Annotated in this window: 19 protein-coding genes; 12 read left to right on the plus strand and 7 right to left on the minus strand. The window is 64.1% G+C overall.

All coding sequences use genetic code 11. The annotated features are described in order from the left end of the window. Positions 1-9: 9 nt before the first annotated feature. The 3 genes from rsmA (at position 10) to FJ974_RS22900 (ending at position 1,533) form a co-directional block, all read left to right on the plus strand. On the plus strand, positions 10-843 hold the full coding sequence (gene rsmA / locus FJ974_RS22890) for a 16S rRNA (adenine(1518)-N(6)/adenine(1519)-N(6))-dimethyltransferase RsmA (protein WP_140534243.1): 834 nt from the start codon (positions 10-12) through the stop codon (positions 841-843). A 91-nt stretch (positions 844-934) separates the two neighbouring features. Next, complete coding sequence (locus FJ974_RS22895) at positions 935-1,243, plus strand: type II toxin-antitoxin system RelB/DinJ family antitoxin (protein ID WP_140534136.1); 309 nt, start codon at positions 935-937, stop codon at positions 1,241-1,243. Then, entirely contained in the window at positions 1,240-1,533 is a 294-nt protein-coding gene (locus tag FJ974_RS22900) for a type II toxin-antitoxin system RelE/ParE family toxin (protein WP_140534137.1), read from the plus strand. Before FJ974_RS22895 ends, FJ974_RS22900 begins: the two co-directional genes overlap by 4 nt. A 37-nt stretch (positions 1,534-1,570) precedes the next feature. On the opposite strand, the gene gmk is transcribed toward FJ974_RS22900, so the two are convergent. From gmk to fabD, 7 genes are all read right to left on the minus strand, one after another. Next, positions 1,571-2,245 (minus strand): guanylate kinase, encoded by a 675-nt coding sequence (gene gmk, locus FJ974_RS22905; protein ID WP_226891355.1) that lies wholly within the window; start codon positions 2,243-2,245, stop codon positions 1,571-1,573. A 5-nt stretch (positions 2,246-2,250) separates the two neighbouring features. Then, entirely contained in the window at positions 2,251-3,141 is an 891-nt protein-coding gene (locus FJ974_RS22910; protein WP_140534139.1) for a YicC/YloC family endoribonuclease, read from the minus strand. A gap of 147 nt (positions 3,142-3,288) precedes the next feature. Continuing rightward, positions 3,289-4,551 (minus strand): endolytic transglycosylase MltG, encoded by a 1,263-nt coding sequence (gene mltG / locus FJ974_RS22915; protein WP_140534141.1) that lies wholly within the window; start codon positions 4,549-4,551, stop codon positions 3,289-3,291. Between the two features lie 162 nt (positions 4,552-4,713). Next, positions 4,714-5,976 carry a beta-ketoacyl-ACP synthase II gene (gene fabF, locus FJ974_RS22920; protein ID WP_140534143.1) on the minus strand — a complete coding sequence of 421 codons (1,263 nt, stop codon included), beginning with the start codon at positions 5,974-5,976 and terminating at the stop codon, positions 4,714-4,716. Positions 5,977-6,010: 34 nt separating this feature from the next. Then, positions 6,011-6,247, minus strand: a complete 237-nt coding sequence (locus FJ974_RS22925) for an acyl carrier protein (protein ID WP_006203723.1) — start codon at positions 6,245-6,247, stop codon at positions 6,011-6,013. A gap of 213 nt (positions 6,248-6,460) precedes the next feature. Beyond that, positions 6,461-7,198 (minus strand): 3-oxoacyl-[acyl-carrier-protein] reductase, encoded by a 738-nt coding sequence (fabG, locus tag FJ974_RS22930; protein WP_140534145.1) that lies wholly within the window; start codon positions 7,196-7,198, stop codon positions 6,461-6,463. Positions 7,199-7,506: 308 nt separating this feature from the next. Beyond that, the gene (gene fabD, locus FJ974_RS22940) at positions 7,507-8,448 is read right to left on the minus strand and encodes an ACP S-malonyltransferase (RefSeq protein WP_140534147.1); all 942 of its coding nucleotides are present in this window, start codon (positions 8,446-8,448) and stop codon (positions 7,507-7,509) included. Positions 8,449-8,727: 279 nt separating this feature from the next. Here fabD and FJ974_RS22945 point away from each other — a divergent pair, with 279 nt between their 5' ends. From FJ974_RS22945 to FJ974_RS22985, 9 genes are all read left to right on the plus strand, one after another. Beyond that, complete coding sequence (locus FJ974_RS22945) at positions 8,728-10,656, plus strand: LTA synthase family protein (RefSeq protein WP_140534149.1); 1,929 nt, start codon at positions 8,728-8,730, stop codon at positions 10,654-10,656. 343 nt (positions 10,657-10,999) lie between these two features. Next, complete coding sequence (rpsF, locus tag FJ974_RS22950; RefSeq protein WP_140534150.1) at positions 11,000-11,491, plus strand: 30S ribosomal protein S6; 492 nt, start codon at positions 11,000-11,002, stop codon at positions 11,489-11,491. Beyond that, a complete protein-coding gene (gene rpsR / locus FJ974_RS22955; protein ID WP_027152676.1) occupies positions 11,491-11,739 on the plus strand; it encodes a 30S ribosomal protein S18 in 249 nt (82 codons plus the stop codon). The genes rpsF and rpsR overlap by 1 nt, the downstream gene beginning before the upstream one ends. Positions 11,740-11,960: 221 nt before the next feature. After that, entirely contained in the window at positions 11,961-12,545 is a 585-nt protein-coding gene (rplI, locus tag FJ974_RS22960) for a 50S ribosomal protein L9 (RefSeq protein ID WP_140534152.1), read from the plus strand. Positions 12,546-12,763: 218 nt separating this feature from the next. Further along, positions 12,764-14,107, plus strand: coding sequence for an SAM-dependent methyltransferase (locus FJ974_RS22965; RefSeq protein ID WP_140534154.1), 1,344 nt, complete (start codon positions 12,764-12,766; stop codon positions 14,105-14,107). 82 nt (positions 14,108-14,189) lie between these two features. Next, positions 14,190-14,513 (plus strand): YnfA family protein, encoded by a 324-nt coding sequence (locus FJ974_RS22970; RefSeq protein WP_140534156.1) that lies wholly within the window; start codon positions 14,190-14,192, stop codon positions 14,511-14,513. Between the two features lie 3 nt (positions 14,514-14,516). Next, on the plus strand, positions 14,517-15,494 hold the full coding sequence (locus tag FJ974_RS22975; RefSeq protein ID WP_140534158.1) for a small ribosomal subunit Rsm22 family protein: 978 nt from the start codon (positions 14,517-14,519) through the stop codon (positions 15,492-15,494). 211 nt (positions 15,495-15,705) lie between these two features. Beyond that, entirely contained in the window at positions 15,706-17,196 is a 1,491-nt protein-coding gene (locus tag FJ974_RS22980) for a replicative DNA helicase (protein WP_140534160.1), read from the plus strand. Then, positions 17,193-17,711, plus strand: coding sequence for a hypothetical protein (locus FJ974_RS22985; protein WP_140534162.1), 519 nt, complete (start codon positions 17,193-17,195; stop codon positions 17,709-17,711). The genes FJ974_RS22980 and FJ974_RS22985 overlap by 4 nt, the downstream gene beginning before the upstream one ends. Positions 17,712-17,734: the final 23 nt, after the last annotated feature.

Below are 17,734 nucleotides of genomic sequence, written 5' to 3' on the forward strand. Positions count from 1 at the left end.
CGCGGGCGCATGACCGTCGACGGATTGCCGCCGCTGCGCGAGGTGATCGAGCGCCATGGCCTGCAGGCCAGGAAGGCGCTCGGCCAGAATTTTCTGCTCGACCTCAATTTGACCAGCAAGATCGCGCGTACCGCCGGCGACCTCACACAGACGACAGTGATCGAAGTCGGACCGGGCCCCGGTGGACTGACCAGGGCGCTGCTCTTCAACGGCGCGCGGCGCGTGATCGCCATCGAGCGCGACGAGCGCTGCCTGGAAGCGCTGGCCGAGGTTTCCAACCATTATCCCGGCCGGCTCGAGGTCATCCCCGGCGATGCGCTGAAGATCGATTTCGCCGCCCTTGCCAGCGCGGCGGCGGGCGAGCCGGTCAAGATCGTCGCCAACCTGCCCTACAATATCGGCACGGAACTCCTGATCCGCTGGCTGACGGTGGCGGAGTGGCCGCCCTTCTATCAGTCGATGACGCTGATGTTCCAGCGCGAGGTGGCCGAACGCATCACCGCCAATGCAGGCAGCGATGCCTATGGCCGGCTCGGCGTTCTGGCCGGCTGGCGCACGGAAGCAAAAATCGCCTTCGACGTGCCGCCGCAGGCTTTTACCCCCCCGCCCAAGGTCACTTCCTCCGTGGTGCATCTGGTGCCGCGCGCATCTCCCCTGCCCGCCGACGCCAGGAAGCTCGGTCGCATGACCGAAGCCGCCTTCGGCCAGCGCCGCAAGATGCTGCGGCAAAGCGTGAAGAGCCTCGGCGGCGAAGCGTTGCTCGCCCGCGCCGGCATCGATCCGACGCGCCGCGCCGAGACGCTGAGCGTCGAGGAATTCGTGCGGCTGACGAACGCGGTGTAGCTAAAGGCCGCGACTGGATTCCGGGAGCTCGCCTACGGCAGGGCTAGCACTTGTCATTCAAATGCATTACATTTGTGGAAAGGAGGCGGCTATGCCAGCGAACGCACTTATCCAGACACGCATCGACGCCGACATCCGGGATCGGGCTTCCGCGGTGCTCGAAAACATGGGACTCACGGTTTCGGATGCGGTGCGGATACTCCTCACCCGTACTGCCAACGAGGGTGCACTGCCTATCGATCTGCTCACAAACAGCGAGGCATATGACGTGTGGTTTCGCGCCAAGGTGCGCGAGGCCCTCGATGATATCCGGCCCGACATTCCCGACGATCTGGTCGAGGCGCATTTTGCCGTGCGACGCGCGGCAGCGCGTCGTAAGGCTGGTGAACCTAAACCTTGAAGATCGTCTGGTCAGCCCTCGCGCTTTCGGATCGTGATGCGATATTCACGCATATCGAAGCAGACAACCCCACGGCCGCGATCGTTATCGACGAGCGGATTGTCGCCGCGACCAGCCGTCTTCGTAACTTCCCCGAGAGCGGTCGGCCTGGCAGACTTGCGGGAACCCGAGAGCTTGTCATCGTCGGGACGTCATACGTCGCAGCCTATCAGCTGAACGAGGACACTGTTCGAATCCTGCGCGTGCTTCACGGAGCGCAGCGTTGGCCAGACGATCTGCCAGCCGGCTGACGCGACCTACGTCGCTCCGGCGAAAGGGCGCCGGACCTCACTCCGCCTTCTCGTCCAGCAGCCCCGAAACAAAATCGAACAATCCCGGCCGCCGGTCGCGCCGAAGCCGCTCGGCGGTGACGATGGCGCGCACCTCGGCGAAGGCGCGGTCGAGATCGTCGTTGACGATGACGAAGTCGTATTCCTTCCAGTGCTCGATCTCGAGGCGGGCATTCTTCAGCCTGGTCTCGATGACCTGCTCCTGGTCCTCGGCGCGGCGCTTCAGGCGCGCCTTCAATTCCTTCATTGACGGCGGCAGGATGAAGATCGAGACGATGTCAGCGCGCATCTTCTCCTTCAGCTGCTCGGCGCCCTGCCAGTCGATGTCGAAAAGCATGTCGCGGCCTTCGGCCAGCGCCAGTTCCGCCGGCTCGCGCGGCGTCGCATAGCAATTGCCGTGGACCTCAGCCCATTCGAGCAGGGCGTCGGAATCGCGCAGCCGCTCGAACTCGCGCATGGTGCGGAAATGGTAGTGGACGCCTTCGATCTCGGAGCCGCGGCGCGGCCTGGTGGTGACGGAAACCGACAGCTCCAGGCCTGAATCGCTTTCCAGCAGATTGCGCGCGATCGTCGACTTGCCGGCGCCGGACGGCGACGACAGCACCAGCATCAGCCCGCGGCGGCGGATGCGGGAGCCCATATCCCTGGCAGCCATCGGTTCCTTGGCAACCATCCCGGTCACTCCAGATTCTGGACCTGTTCGCGAAACTGATCGACCACCGCCTTGAGCTCCAGACCGATCGCGGTGACCGCGGCGGCGTTCGACTTGGAGCATAGCGTATTCGATTCGCGGTTGAACTCCTGCGCCAGAAAATCGAGCTTGCGGCCGATGGCGCCGCCGCTTTGAAGCAATATTCGCCCCGCCGCTACATGCGTCTTCAGCCGGTCGATCTCCTCTCGGATATCAGCCTTGGTGGCCAGGAAGGCTGCCTCCTGGTGCAGCCGGATGCTGTCCAGGTTGGCGGAGGCATCCATCAGCAGGCGCACCTGCTCGGCGATGCGCTCGCGGATTGCCGCGGGCTCGCGCGACGGGTCGGCCTCGGCCTTCAGCGTCAGCGCCTCGATGGTGTCGATGTGGCCGGAAAGCAGCGCGCGCAGTGCTTCGCCCTCGCTCTGCCGTGCCTGCTCCAGCCCGCCGAGCGCAGCCTCGAGCGCCGACAGGATGGCGGCATCAAGGGTTGCGCGTTCTTCCTCGGTTTCGGCCCGTTCTGGAATGTCGAGGACGCCGCGCAGCGCCAGCAGCCCGTCGGCGGTGGCCGGCTGGGTGCCGAACTGCTCGTGCACGCGTTTTGCCAGCCCGGCGAGATCCTTGAGGAAAGCTTCGTTGACCACCGGCTGCGCCTGCTGGGCAGCGGCGCGGCCGACATTGAGTGTCGCCTGGAAATTGCCGCGCGCGAAGCGCTTCTGTACCGTCTGCCTGACGGCTGTCTCCAGCCGGTCGAAGCCTTGCGGCAATCTCAGCCTGATCTCGGCGCTCTTGCCGTTGACCGATTTCACCTCCCAGGCGATCGACGTGCCGTCGCGTTCGGCGACGGAACGCGCGAAACCGGTCATGCTCTGCACGTTCATCCTAGCAACCCCTGTCGCAGGATCGGGTTCGGTCCGATCATGCGCGCCCCCATGAAACGCCGGACCTGCGGTCCGGCGGCGGATGCTTTCCTCAAAACATGAATATCGCCGCGCGTCAAAGGACGCGTGGGTGGATAGCGGCGCGCCCTATTGGGCGGCGTCGCCGCCTGCGTCGCCATTCTCACCGCCGTCGGCGGCATCGCCGTTGCCGTTGGCGCCGCCGCCGGTGCCGTCATCGGGAGCGGCAGGCGCCGTCGTCTGGCCGGGGGCCTTGGCGGCGGCGTCGGCCTGCTTTTTCTGCAGCGCCCGGTAGCGGGCGACGTTCTGATTGTGCTCTTCCAGCGTCGCGGCAAAGACATGGCCGCCATTGCCGTCGGCGACGAAATAGAGATCGTCGGTCTTCGACGGATTGGCTACCGCCTCGAGCGCCGCGCGGCCGGGGCAGGCGATCGGCGTCGGCGGCAGCCCCTTGATCAGATAGGTGTTGTAAGGGGTCTGCTTGTCGATGTCCGACTGGTAGATCGGGCGGTCGGCCGGTTTGCCCTTGCCGCCGAAGAGGCCGTAGATGATGGTCGGGTCCGACTGCAGGCGCATGCCCTTGGCCAGCCGGTTGAGGAAGACTGCGGCGACGCGCGAGCGCTCGTCACCCCTTCCCGTCTCCTTCTCGACGATCGAGGCCAGTGTGACGAAATCCTCGATGTTGGCGATCGGAAGGTCGGGCGCGCGATGGGCCCAAACGTCCTCAACGAGCTTCTTCTGATCGGCCAGCAGCTTTTCGACCATCTGCTGCCTGGTCGCGCCGCGTGTAAAGCGCAGCGTGTCGGTGGCAATGCTGCCCTCCGGCGGCAAGGTCGCCGGCACGTCGCCGGTCAGCGCGTCCTGGTCGGCGATGCGCATAAGCGCCTGCTCGACCGTCAGCCCTTCGGGAATCGTCAGCGAGTACATGACCGACTTGCCGCTTTTTAATAGATCCATGATGTCGTGCATCGAGGCGCGCGGCTTGATGGCGTATTCGCCGGCCTTCAGCGCGGAATCATTGCCGGTGGCGCGCACGCCAAGCCTGAAGATACGGGCATCGCTGATCAGGCCGCGCCGTTCCAGCTGGTCGGCGATATCCTGAACGCCGGTGCTCGGCTTGACCAGGAAAGTGTCGCCATTGGCCGACGGGCCGGGTTCGTCGAAAGCCTGCTTGCCGAAATAGACCGCGGCGCCGGCGGCAAGCACAACCAGCATCACCACCGAGATGAAGAAATTGAGGAACACGACGATCTGGCTGCGCGAGGCGCGGGAGCGCTTCGGCGGCGGTGTGCCGGTTTCAGGACGCAGCGCCTCGGCTGCTGTCTTGGGCATGATCGGTCCCTGCGTCTGACGCTGCCCGAATTCCCCGCCGCCGCCCGCATTTGTGTTCATGGCGCCCTACCGTCTCATCTTGCAACGAATCCCCCAGTAGAACACTAGGGAAGAATTTGGCAAAAATGACGGCAGTTGGCGGGCCTGCCGGTTATCTGTTTCTGCGCAATTCCCGACGGAAAACCGCTGCGCACTTTCCCTGGAATTGCTTCGGCCGGCTGGTCAGCCATTGTAACGCTGGAAGACGAGCGAGGCGTTGGTGCCGCCGAAGCCAAAGGAATTCGACAGCGCCACATCGATCTGGCGCTGGCGTGGCTTGTTGGGCACGAGATCGATCGCCGTCTCGCGTTCCGGATTGTCGAGGTTGATGGTGGCGGGGGCAACGTTGTCGCGGATGGCGAGGATCGAAAAGATCGCCTCGGCGGCACCGGCGGCGCCGAGCAGATGGCCGATCGACGACTTGGTCGACGACATCGAGATCTTCGAGGCGGCATTGCCGACCAGCCGCTCGACGGCGCCGAGCTCGATCGTGTCGGCCATGGTCGAGGTGCCGTGCGCGTTGATGTAGTCGACATCGGCGGGCGATAGCTTTGCCCGGTTCAGCGCCGCCGTCATGCAGCGGAAGGCGCCGTCGCCATCCTCGGCCGGAGCGGTGATGTGATAGGCATCGCCGGTCAGGCCGTAGCCTGTGACCTCGGCATAGATTTTAGCGCCGCGCGCCTTGGCGTGCTCGAGCTCTTCGAGGACGACGACGCCGGCCCCCTCGCCCATGACGAAGCCGTCGCGGTCCCGGTCATAGGGGCGCGAGGCGGTTTGCGGCGCATCGTTGCGGTCGGTGGAGAGCGCGCGGCATGCGGCGAAGCCGGCGATCGACAGCCGCGTTATCGGCGCCTCGGCGCCGCCGGCCACCATGACGTCGGCATCGCCCCACATGATCAGCCGGGCGGCGTCGCCGATGGCGTGCGCACCGGTCGAGCAGGCGGTGACGACCGCATGGTTCGGGCCTTTCAGGCCGTGGCGGATGGAAACCTGGCCGGAGACAAGGTTGATGATCTGGCCGGGAATGAAGAACGGGCTGATGCGGCGCGGGCCGCGCTCCTTGAGGATCATGGCATTCTCGGCGATGCCGTCGATGCCGCCGATACCGGAGCCGATCAGCACGCCGGTGGCGCACTGATCCTCATAGGTCTCGGGCTTCCAGCCGGCATCGGCCAGCGCCTCATCGGCGGCCGCGATGCCATAAAGGATGAAGTCGCCGATCTTGCGTAATTCCTTCGGCTCGAGCACGGCCTCCGGATTGAAGGTGCCGTCGGAGCCGTCGCCGCGTGGAATGACATGGGCGATCTTGCAGGCAAGATCGTCCACCTCGAATTCGGTGACGCGGCGGGCGGCGCTGCGGCCGGAGAGCAGCTCCTTCCAGCTGTGCTCGAAGCCCATGCCGAATGGCGAAAGCAGGCCAAGGCCCGTGACGACGACACGCTTCATCGCAGGTCCTTCCCGATGGTGCCTGCGAAACGCCTCAGGCCGAAGCCTTGTCGATGTACTTGACGGCATCGCCGACGGTCAGGATAGTCTCGGCCGCATCGTCGGGAATCTCGACGCCGAACTCTTCTTCGAACGCCATGACGAGCTCAACCGTATCGAGGCTGTCCGCGCCCAGATCGTCGATGAAGCTCGCCTGCTCCGTCACTTTGTCGGCATCGACGCCGAGATGCTCGATGACGATCTTCTTGACGCGCTCTGCGGTGTCACTCATTTGGGGCATCCTCGTCTTATGTTGTGTTGTCTTCGTTAGCGGGCGGAATGCCGCTAATCAAGCTGAAATATGGTCCTGCGGGAAACGCAACGCCACAGCACCGGTTTTTGCCCGAACCGCCGGGTTGCCGGCCGCATTACACGAAAAAAAGCCGAGGTCCAAGCCGAAATGGCTGTTTTCACAAGCGCTGACCTTGGCGCTCGACCCTGTCCGTCAGATCATCGCCATGCCGCCATTCACGTGAATGGTCTGGCCGGTGACATAGGCCGCCTCGTTGGAAGCCAGATAAGCGACGGCGGACGCGACTTCGGCGCCGGTGCCCATGCGCCGGGTCGGGATCGCCGCCATGATCGCTTCCTTCTGCTTGTCGTTGAGCTTGCCGGTCATGGCCGATTCGATGAAGCCCGGGGCGACACAGTTGACGGTGATGTTGCGGGTGGCGATCTCCTGCGCCAGCGACTTGGAAAAGCCGATCATGCCGGCCTTGGAGGCGCAGTAGTTGGTCTGGCCGGGATTGCCGGTGACGCCGACCACCGAGGTGATGTTGATGATGCGGCCATGGCGGCGGCGCATCATCGGGTGCGTCAGCTCGCGGGTGAGACGGAACACGGCAGAAAGGTTCACCTCGATCACTGAATCCCAGTCTGCGTCCGACATGCGCACGAACAGTCCGTCCTTGGTGATGCCGGCATTGTTGACCAGGATGTCGACGCCTTCGAGATCGGCTTCCGCTTTCTGGCCGAGCGCCTTGACCGCATCGCGGTTGGTCAGATCCGCCGGAAACAGTTTTACGCGCTCGCCCAGCTCGCCGGCGAGCGCCTCGAGCTTCTCGACGCGGGTGCCGTGCAGGCCGACTATAGCGCCCTGGCTGTGCAGCACCCTGGCGATCGCCTCGCCGATGCCCCCCGATGCCCCCGTGACGAGCGCCTTGCGGCCGGTCAGTTCGAACATTTTTTATTCCTCATTTCTCCGGGGCGCCTCGCGAGCGATCACGGTTTCGTATACGTCATATCGTCCAGGTCACGCCAGAAGTCAGTGGATTTCAGGACGGGCCCTTCGCCGCGCCTGATCTGTTCCATAACCTCGGCGGCAGATGATAGTCCTCGAGGTCTTCCAGGCCGCGCGCAATGAAATCGCGAACATATTGAGCTTTGCTGCGACCGGTCGCCGCCAGACAATGGAGGCGCTGTTCGATATCGGCAGAGAGACGGATCGATGTGGGCATGTCGCACCTGTCGATGAGGTTCCGAGTTACCTGCTTAACTCAAAGCAGCCAGCGCCGCCTCGACCTCTGCCGGCGTGCCGACGGCGCCGGTGGCGAGTTCGCGGTTGATGCGCCGCGCCAGGCCCGACAGCACCTTGCCGGCGCCGACCTCGTAGAGCGTCGTAATGCCGTTCTGGCCCAACCATTCAATCGTCTCGCGCCAGCGCACCCTGGCGATCACCTGCTCCACCAGGCGACGGGCGATCTCGTCCGGGTCGCTGGTCGGAGTGACGGTGACGTTGGAGACGATGGAAACGACCGGAGCGCTTTTCGCCACGCCGGCCAGAGCCTCGCGCATGATGTCTGCGGCCGGCGTCATCAGCGCCGAATGGAAGGGCGCCGAGACCTGCAGCATCAGTGCCCGCTTGGCGCCCTTTTCGGTGCACAGCTTTGCCGCCAGCTCGACGGCCGCCTTGGCGCCGGAAATGACCAGCTGGCCGCCGCCATTGTCGTTGGCGATCTGGCAAACCGATCCTTTGGCGGCCTCGGCGCAGGCGGCTTCGACATCGGCCTGCTCCAGCCCGATGATTGCGGCCATGGCGCCCTCGCCCGCCGGCACGGCAGCCTGCATGGCATTGCCGCGGATGCGCAGCAGCCGCGCGGCATCGCCGACCGAGATGAAGCCGGCCGCCGCAAGCGCCGAATATTCGCCCAGCGAATGCCCGGCGACGTAGGCCACCTTGTCTTTCAGCGAAAACCCGCGCGATTCCAGCGCCCTGAGCGCCGCCAGAGACACCGCCATCAGCGCCGGCTGGGCGTTGGCGGTCAAGGTGAGCGTCTCTTCCGGACCCTCCCAGATCAGCTTCGACAGCTTTTCGCCAAGTGCGGCGTCGACTTCCTCGAACACCTCGCGCGCCTCAGGGAACGCATCCGCAAGGTCCTTGCCCATGCCGACGGACTGACTGCCCTGTCCCGGAAAGGTGAATGCGACGGCCATTGGGGATCTCTCCAGAGGCTGGTTTTCTCCTGCCTGTGACGCAAGGCGGACCGCCAAGTCAACCCCGCGGGCAGGGATTCAGGCCTCGATTCGGCACGAAATCGCGGTGAGAGTCCCTATTCCAAAAGACTTTTTGCCCGATCACACCTGATGAAAACCGCTCACGAATCGTTTGCTGGCTCTTCTTATTTCCGCCACAGGCGCTAGCTTCGCGTGACGTTTCGATGACAGAACCGTGACGTCAATTGGCAAAGTGTTGCGCGGGACTGGGGAAGTGACGTGGCAAGGATCAGGAAAGGCGCGGCCAAGCCCGTGCCGCAGTTCTTGGAAGACGATCCGTCCACCGGCTATCTGCCGGGACGAAGATGGCCGATCGTCCGCTACGCGCTCGCCACCCTGCTTGCCTCGGTGCTTTTGGTGTTCGCCATCGAATGGATCGTGCGCGGCGATTTCCTCGGCACGGTCGATTTCTTCCTGCAACCGTTCAAGCCGGGCTGGACCACCATCGTCGTCTTCGCCCTGGTGCTGGTGGGCTTGGACGCCATGCTCGGCCGCAGCCATCAGGGCCTGATGATCGTGGCGCCTCTGACGCTGGCGCTGGCCTTTGTCGGCCACCAGAAATCGCACTATCTCGGCGATCCGCTCTATCCGACCGATTTCCTCTATGCACGCCAGATCATGGCGCTAATGCCGCTCCTGGTGCGCGAGCGGCCGTGGACCGCCGCGCTGCTTGTGGCAGGGATCGTCGCCGGCCTGACGTTGCTCGTCTGTGGCTGGCGGCTGTGGCGCCGCCGGGTGCCGGTCCTTAGCCGCAAGGGGCGGCTGGCGCGGCTGATGCTGACGGTGCCGTTGCTCGCCTTCTTCGTCTCGATCATGGACTACGCCACTTTCTCGTGGACGCGCGACCGGCTGCAGATCATCCCGATGATGTGGGACCAGAAGGAGAACTACGCCTCCAACGGTTTTGCGCTGGCTTTCGCGCTCAACGTGCCGATGGCGCATGTCGCGGCGCCGCCGGGCTATTCCGAAAAGACGATGGATGGCATCAAGCGGCCCGGGGTGACGGCCTCGGTGCCCAACGAGAAGCCCGACATCATTGTCGTGATGAGCGAATCCTTCTGGGATCCGACCGAATTGCCCGGCGTCACCATCAAGCCCGATCCGATCCCGACGGTGCGGGGGCTGCGCTCGGGCTCGATGTTCTCGCCGGAATTCGGCGGCATGACCGCCAATATCGAGTTCGAGGCACTGACCGGCTTCTCCAACGCCTTCCTGCCTGCGGGCTCGATCCCCTACCAGCAATATGTGCGCACGCAGACGCCGTCGCTGGCGACCTTCCTGAAGAGCCAGGGCTACAAGGCGCACGCCATCCATCCGGGCACCAACTGGTTCTGGAATCGCGGCGCCGTCTATGCCGATTTCGGTTTCAACGACTTCAAATCCGAAGAGACGCTGCCGCCGATGCAAAAGCGGGGGCCGCTGGCTTCCGACGCGGCGATGACCGACGAGATCATCCGCGAGGCCGATGGCAGCGCGGGCCCGGTGTTTCTGTTCGCCGTCAGCCTGCAAAACCACGGCCCCTACGAACCCTATCGCTATGACAACCCGACCCACACGGTCGACGCGCCGATCAGCTCCTGGGCCCGGGAATCGCTGCTCTCCTACGCCGAGGGTTCGGCCGATGCCGATCGCGGCCTCGAGCGGCTGATCGACTGGGCAAAGAAGCGCGAGCGGCCGACCATCGTCGCCTTCTTCGGCGACCATCTGCCGCCGCTCGGGCCGGTCTACGTCGAGACCGGCTTTCTCAAGGATAATGTGGCGCCACGCCGGGAGCCGACGCCCGAGGCGGCGCTCGATCATCACGACACGCCGCTGATCATCTGGTCGAACCGCTCCGGCCCGGTCGAGCATCTGGGCTCGATAAGCCCGAGTTTCCTGCCCTACCACATCCTCACCACAGCGGGGATCACGCATCCATATTATACCGGCTTCCTCGGCGCATTGCGCGAGCACTACCGGGTGGTCGACCGCAACCTTCTGCTTTCGCCCTCCGGCGAGGCGACGCCCGATTGGGCGAGGCAGAAGCAGGTCGATCCGCAGATCAACGACTTCCGGCTGATCCAATACGACATGATGTTCGGCAAACGCCACGTAGCACCGGACTTCTTCCCGGAGACGGTGAACAGGCCGGTCGCGCATACGAGCTGAGTGGACAGCGGCGCGTGGCTGAGTCCGGGGCCGGGCGCGAATTTGTGGCCTTACGTTTCGGCTGCGCCACCTTGGACCCGGCCATCGCGCCATCTGTGCTTGCCTTCCCGGGGAATTGCTGTTAGACGCCCGCAATCTGCCGGTCCTTGCTGGGGGCTGAACGGAGGGCCGTGACCTTTAAGGCCGCGTTGTGAAGCCAGAAGTGCTTCCGTCTCCCGTGTCTCCGCTCTCGACCGTCTCGTGATGCTCCTTTCTTCTCCGCCTTTCAGGCGGGTCGGACAAGTTGCAGAGGCTTAGCCGCGAGGGCCGGTGTGAGAGAAACGAAGAAAGGCACAAAGACATAATGGCTCTTTACGAACATGTGTTTCTTGCCCGGCAGGACCTGTCGCAGCAGCAGGTCGATGCGCTTGTCGAACAGTACAAGGGCGTCATCTCCGCCAATGGCGGATCGGTCAGCCGGATCGAGAACTGGGGACTGAAGTCCCTCACCTACCGGGTCAAGAAGAACCGGAAGGCTTACTACACGCTGATGGACATCAACTGCCCGCCGGCCGCGCTCAACGAAATGGAGCGCCAGATGGGCCTGTCGGAAGACGTCCTTCGCTTCCTGACCATCAAGGTCGAGGCGCATGAGGAAGGCCCCTCGGCGATGATGCAGAAGCGCGAAGAGCGCTCCGAGCGCGGCGGCTTCGGCGACCGAGACCGTGGCGATCGCGGCCCGCGTTCGTTCGGCGACCGTGACCGCGGCGACCGTGGCGATCGTCCGCCGCGCAGCTTCGATGGCGAGCGCGGTCCGCGCCGTCCGCGTGAAGCCGTTGAAGGGGGTGCAGAATAATGGTCGACATCAACCAGATCCCGACCCGGCGCCCGTTCCACCGCCGCCGCAAGACCTGCCCGTTCTCCGGCGCCAATGCGCCCAAGATCGACTACAAGGACGTGCGTCTGCTGCAGCGCTACATTTCCGAGCGCGGCAAGATCGTGCCGTCGCGCATCACCGCCGTCAGCCAGAAGAAGCAGCGCGAACTCGCCAGGGCGATCAAGCGCGCCCGCTTCCTCGGCCTGCTGCCCTACGTGGTCCGCTAAGACCTGGAATTGAGATGCGGGCGGCTTGCCGCCCGCTCTTTCATCGACGCGACGGGCGCGCCGAGCAAGACATCAAATCCCGAGTTGGATTTCGCAGGAAATCCTAACTGCCCAAACAGGCAGGACAGCGACACCGGCGGTAACGCCCCTTTTGCTTCCTGACCTGTTCCAGATCATTCGGCTCGATCTCGCGACCGACGCCCAAACGAAGGAACGAAACCATGGAAGTCATTCTCCTCGAGCGCATTTCCCGCCTCGGCCAGATGGGCGACACCGTCAAGGTCAGGGACGGGTTCGCCCGCAATTTCCTGTTGCCGCAAGGCAAGGCGCTGCGCGCCAACGAGGCCAACAAGAAGAAGTTCGAAGGCCAGCGCGCCCAGCTCGAAGCCCGCAACCTCGAGCGTAAGTCGGAGGCCGCGCAGGTCGCCGAGAAGCTCGACGGCAAGAGCTTCATCGTCGTGCGCTCGGCCGGCGAGACCGGCCAGCTCTACGGCTCGGTGTCGACCCGCGACATCGCCGAGCTCCTGACGGCCGAAGGCTTCACCGTCGGCCGCACCCAGATCGAGCTCAACCAGCCGATCAAGGCCATCGGCCTGACCAATGTGGCGATCGCGCTGCATCCGGAAGTCGAGGTCACCGTGACGCTCAACGTCGCCCGCTCGGCCGAAGAGGCGGAGCGCCAGGCCAAGGGCGAGATGCTGACCACGGCCGAGGCCATCTATGGCGAGGACATCAACGACAACGCCCGGCCGGAGAACTTCTTCGACCCGAACGCCGAGTTCGAAGGCGGCGAAGAGAACGCCTGACCCCCTAAAAGCATGTCTTTGTCCCGAAACCGCTGCACACTTTCGGGAGACATGCCTTAGCCAAGAGCCGGAGCATCGCCCCGGCCTCGCAGATCTCCAGGATTCTGGACCAATGCCCGGATTCACCACCCGGGCATTTTTGTGCCAAATGGAACTTTTCGAACCCCTATATATTGAGGCAGATTGTTCGCATGTCTGGCCTTGAGGGACATTTGGTCATGAATATCCTGTTGAAGCATGTTCTCGAGCGCCTGGTTCGGGCGGGCAACCTCAAGGTGACCGGGCCGAAGGCCAAGACCGTCACCTTCGGCGACGGCAGCGGCGAGCTCGTGCATATGCATATCAAGACCAGGCATGCCGAGCGCGCCATCACCTTCGATCCGATGCTGGCCGTGCCGGAGGCCTATATGGACGGCGAGATGGACATTCTCGAGGGCGGCATCCTCGGGCTGATGCGCATCGCTTTCCAGAACATGGGCAGCGGCGGCGTCGACGTGACCTGGTCGAAGGCGATCGAGGGCCTGCGCCACGCCTTCCGCCGCCTGCAGCAGATCAACACCACTTCCCGCGCGCGCCGCAACGTGCAGCGCCACTATGACCTTTCGGGCGAGCTCTACCGGCTCTTCCTCGACGAGGACATGCAATATTCCTGCGCTTATTTCGAACAGCCGGACATGTCGCTGGACGAGGCACAGGCCGCCAAGAAGCGCCACATCGCCGCCAAGCTTAGGCTGAAGGCTGGCCAGACGGTGCTCGACATCGGTTCCGGCTGGGGCGGGCTAGGTCTTTATCTGGCCAAGACCTTCGACGTCGACGTGCAGGGCGTGACGCTGTCGACTGAGCAGCACGGCATTGCCACCGACCGGGCGCATACGCTTGGATTGCAGGATCGCGTGCATTTCGACCTCAAGGACTATCGCGCGCTCAACGAACGCTTCGACCGCATCGTCTCGGTCGGCATGTTCGAGCATGTCGGCGTCAACCACTACCGCACCTTCTTCGACAAGGCGGCGACGCTGCTGAAGCCCGACGGCGTGATGCTCCTGCACACGATCGGCCGCTCCGGCGTGCCGTGGGCGACCAGCGCGTTCGTGCGCAAATACATCTTCCCGGGCGGCTACGTCCCCGCGCTTTCGGAAGTGATGCCGGCGATCGAGAAATCCGGCCTCGTCGTCACCGACATCGAGATGCTGAGGCTGCATTATGCCGACACGCTGAAGCATTGGGGCCAGCGCTTCGCCGCCAACCGCGACAAGGCCAAGGCGATCTACGACGAGCGCTTCTGCCGCATGTGGGAATTCTACCTGGCCGCCTCGGAAGCCGCCTTCCGCTGGCAGGATCTGGTGATCTTCCAGATCCAGCTCGCCAAGAAGAACGACACGCTGCCGGTGACGCGCGACTACATGGCCAAATGCGAGAAGGCGCTGGAAATGCGCGACATGGGACACAAGGAAGACATGGGGCACCGGGACGACGCCGGTCACCAGGTCAGCGCCAATGTCGCGAAAGCGCCGGCGGCCAAGGTCACTCGCCGCCGCAAGAAGGTGGCGGATCGGGAATAGAACGCACGCCGCGCTACCAAGCATTTTTCTTGCCACAGCCTGTCCAGCCATGAAAAAGGTCTCGTTCGCGGGACCTTTTTTCATGATCTATCCCATCTACATCGCAGCAGCCCTTGCCGAGATCGCCGGCTGCTTTTCGTTCTGGGCCTGGTGGCGGCTGGACAAGTCGCCGCTATGGCTGGCGCCGGGTCTGGTTTCGCTGGCGCTGTTCGGTTTTCTGCTGGCGCTCGTCGACGCATCGGCGGCCGGCCGCGCTTACGCGGCCTATGGCGGTATCTATATCGCGGCCTCGCTGGGCTGGCTGTGGCTGGTGGAAGGAGTGCGCCCAGACCTATGGGATGTGGCGGGAGCAGCGCTCTGCGTCGCGGGCGCTTCGATCATCCTGCTTGCCCCGCGCGGAGCCTGAGCTATGGAGCTTCCTGCTCAATTACGGCAAGGCGTCGACAGCCTGCTGGAGAAGGTGCCGCTGCCGGCGCTGCGGCAGGCGGCGCGGACGCTTTCCGAACGGTACCGCGCGGAATTGCGCGACGGGCGCCTGCACATGGCCGAGGACATGGCGGTGAAAGCCTATCTGGCGACCAGGCTGCCGGCCACCTACGCCGCCGTGCGCGCCAGTCTCGACGCGCTGGCTGAGGCCCGCCCCGACTTTCAACCGAAAAGCCTGCTCGATGTCGGCGCCGGCCCTGGCACCATGCTTTGGGCCACAACGGACCTCTGGCCGGAGCTCGAACAGGCGGTGCTGGTCGATGCAAGCGCCGCCGCCCGCAAAGCCGGCCAGTCGCTGGCGGCCGGTGCAATCGCTGCCCGCATCACCTGGCTCGCCGGCGACGCCACCATCGACCTTGACGATCTCCAGCCGGCCGACCTCGTCAGCGCCGCCTATGTTCTTGACGAGATCGTGCCGGCCTCGCTGCCGAAGCTCGTCGACCGGCTGTGGCGGCTCAGCGCCGACACGCTGCTGATTGTCGAGCCCGGCACGCCGGCGGGCTGGCAGCGCATCCTTGCCGCGCGCCGGCAATTGATCGCGGCGGGTGCGCATGTCGCGGCGCCTTGTCCGCACGAGGCGCCCTGCCCGCTCGTGCCGCCCGACTGGTGCCATTTCTCCCGACGCGTCGCCCGCTCGCGCCTGCATCGCCTGGCCAAGGACGCCGACGTGCCGTGGGAGGACGAGAAGTTCATCTATCTCGCCGCTTCGCGGCAGCCGGCGCCGGCGCGTGCACCGCGCGTGATCGCGCCACCGAAGGCCGGATCCGGCAAGGTAATGCTCAAATTGTGCGAGCCCGACGGCAGTGCCAGCGAGAAGCTGTTCAGTAAGCGCGACAGCGAAATCTTCAAGGCGGCGCGGCGGGCGGACTGGGGCGACATGCTCTCCGAGAACGGTGGCTGATCGCCGAAATTGTTCTTGCTTCGTTCCAAAGAATCACGCCCTTATCAAGTCAATCGGAATCGGGGCACAGGGATACTCTTCTGTGGACGATTTGCGGTGCCTGTGAACAACGGGCGGTCAAGGTAGGTTGGACACGCACTGTTGCAGATAAGTCAGCACCGATTTTTCCCCATTCTGATATCGAAAGGCCGGGATCGAAATCGGGGACATCATGGCTGAGGCAGCGCGCAAATTCGGCGTCGCGGAGCAACCGCTTTATCGCGAGGCACCGAACAATATCGAGGCCGAGCAGGCGCTGCTCGGCGCCATCCTGGTCAACAACGACGCCTTCTACCGTGTCTCCGATTTCCTTAAGCCGGCGCATTTCTACGAGCCGCTGCACCGCAAGATTTTCGAGGTCGCAGCCGAGCTCATCCGCATGGGCAAGATCGCGACGCCCATTACGCTGAAAACCTTCCTGCCGGCCGACGAGAAGGTCGGCGACATGACGGTGGCGCAATATGTGGTTCGCCTGGCGGTCGAGGCGGTCACCGTCGTCAACGCCACCGACTATGGCCGCGCCATCTACGACCTTGCGACCCGCCGCGCGCTGATCACCGTCGGCGAGGATATGGTCAACATCGCCTATGACGCGCCGGTCGACATGGCGCCCTCCGACCAGATCGAGGATGCCGAGCGCCGCCTGTTCGAGCTGGCCGAGACCGGCCGCTACGACGGCGGCTTCGAGAGCTTCAACGATGCGGTCAAAACCGCCGTCGACATGGCCAATGCCGCCTATATGCGCGACGGCCATCTGTCGGGCATCGCCACCGGCCTGCGCGATCTCGACCGCCGCATGGGCGGCCTGCAGCCCTCCGACCTGATCATCATCGCCGGCCGTCCAGGCATGGGCAAGACCTCGCTTGCCACCAACATGGCCTTCAACATCGCCGAGGCCTACCAGCCGGCGCAGCAGGCTGACGGCTCGTTCAAGGCGGCCAATGGCGGCGTCGTCGGCTTCTTCTCGCTGGAAATGTCGTCGGAGCAGCTCGCCACCCGCATCATCTCCGAGCAGACCGAAATCCCGTCCTCGAAAATCCGCCGTGGCGAGATCACCGAGATGGATTTCGAGAAGCTGGTCGCCTGCTCGCAGACGATGCAGAAGATCCCGCTGTTCATCGACCAGACCGGCGGGATTTCGATTGCGCAGCTTTCGGCCCGCGCGCGCCGGCTGAAGCGCCAGCGCGGCCTCGACGTCATCGTCATCGACTATATTCAGCTAATGCAGGGCTCGAGTGCCAAATCCTCGCAGAACCGCGTCCAGGAAATCACCGAGATCACCACTGGCCTGAAGGCGCTGGCCAAGGAGCTCGGCGTGCCGATCATCGCGCTCTCGCAGCTGTCGCGTCAGGTCGAAAGCCGCGACGACAAGCGCCCGCAGCTCTCGGACCTGCGCGAATCGGGCTCCATCGAGCAGGACGCCGACGTGGTGCTGTTCGTCTATCGCGAGGAATATTACCTCAAGAACCGCGAGCCGAAGATCGGCACCGACGAATACATCAAGTGGGAAAACGAGATGAATGAGATGCGCGGCAAGGCCGAGGTGATCGTCGCCAAGCAGCGCCATGGACCGACCGGCTCGGTCAGCCTCGCCTTCCATGGCGAATTCACGCGGTTCTCGGATTTGGCCGAGGAGCACCATCTGCCGGACAGGTTTGAGTGAACATGGGCAGCCGTTTCGGGTTCCCGGCCTCTTTTGCTATCGCTCTCCTCGGCGCTGTTGCGCTGCCCAGGATCGCTTCCGCTTGCTCCATGCCTCAAGGTTGGACACCACAGCGGGCATTTGCACAAGCCGCCCTGGTATTCCATGGCTTGGTGACGGCGACCGAGCTCAGCTCGACAAAGGTCAAAGGTCCCTCCGCTGATGTGAGCGATGGCCGGATACTGGTCAATGTGCGCTACGAGACAATCGAAGTGTTCAAGGGCAACCCAGAAGCGAATGGTACGATCTCGACAACCACACTGATCATGGGAGGATGCGGTGTACCCGTCCTGACCGGGCAGCATTTCCTGTTTTATGTCGATGGGTTTAACGAAAAGGCATTGAAAGATTCGCCTGAACTTGCCGGTCAGACACAAGGCATGATCTCGATATTCGATACACAGATGCTGCCGCCCAATCCTGAGTTGCTCGACGAGGCGCTTGCCGACGTTCGGGCCCTCGCCAAGAAGCACTGAATTGCAGCCGCACTTGCCAAACC

Origin of the sequence: Mesorhizobium sp. B1-1-8 (genome assembly GCF_006442795.2) — a bacterium.
GTDB lineage: Bacteria > Pseudomonadota > Alphaproteobacteria > Rhizobiales > Rhizobiaceae > Mesorhizobium.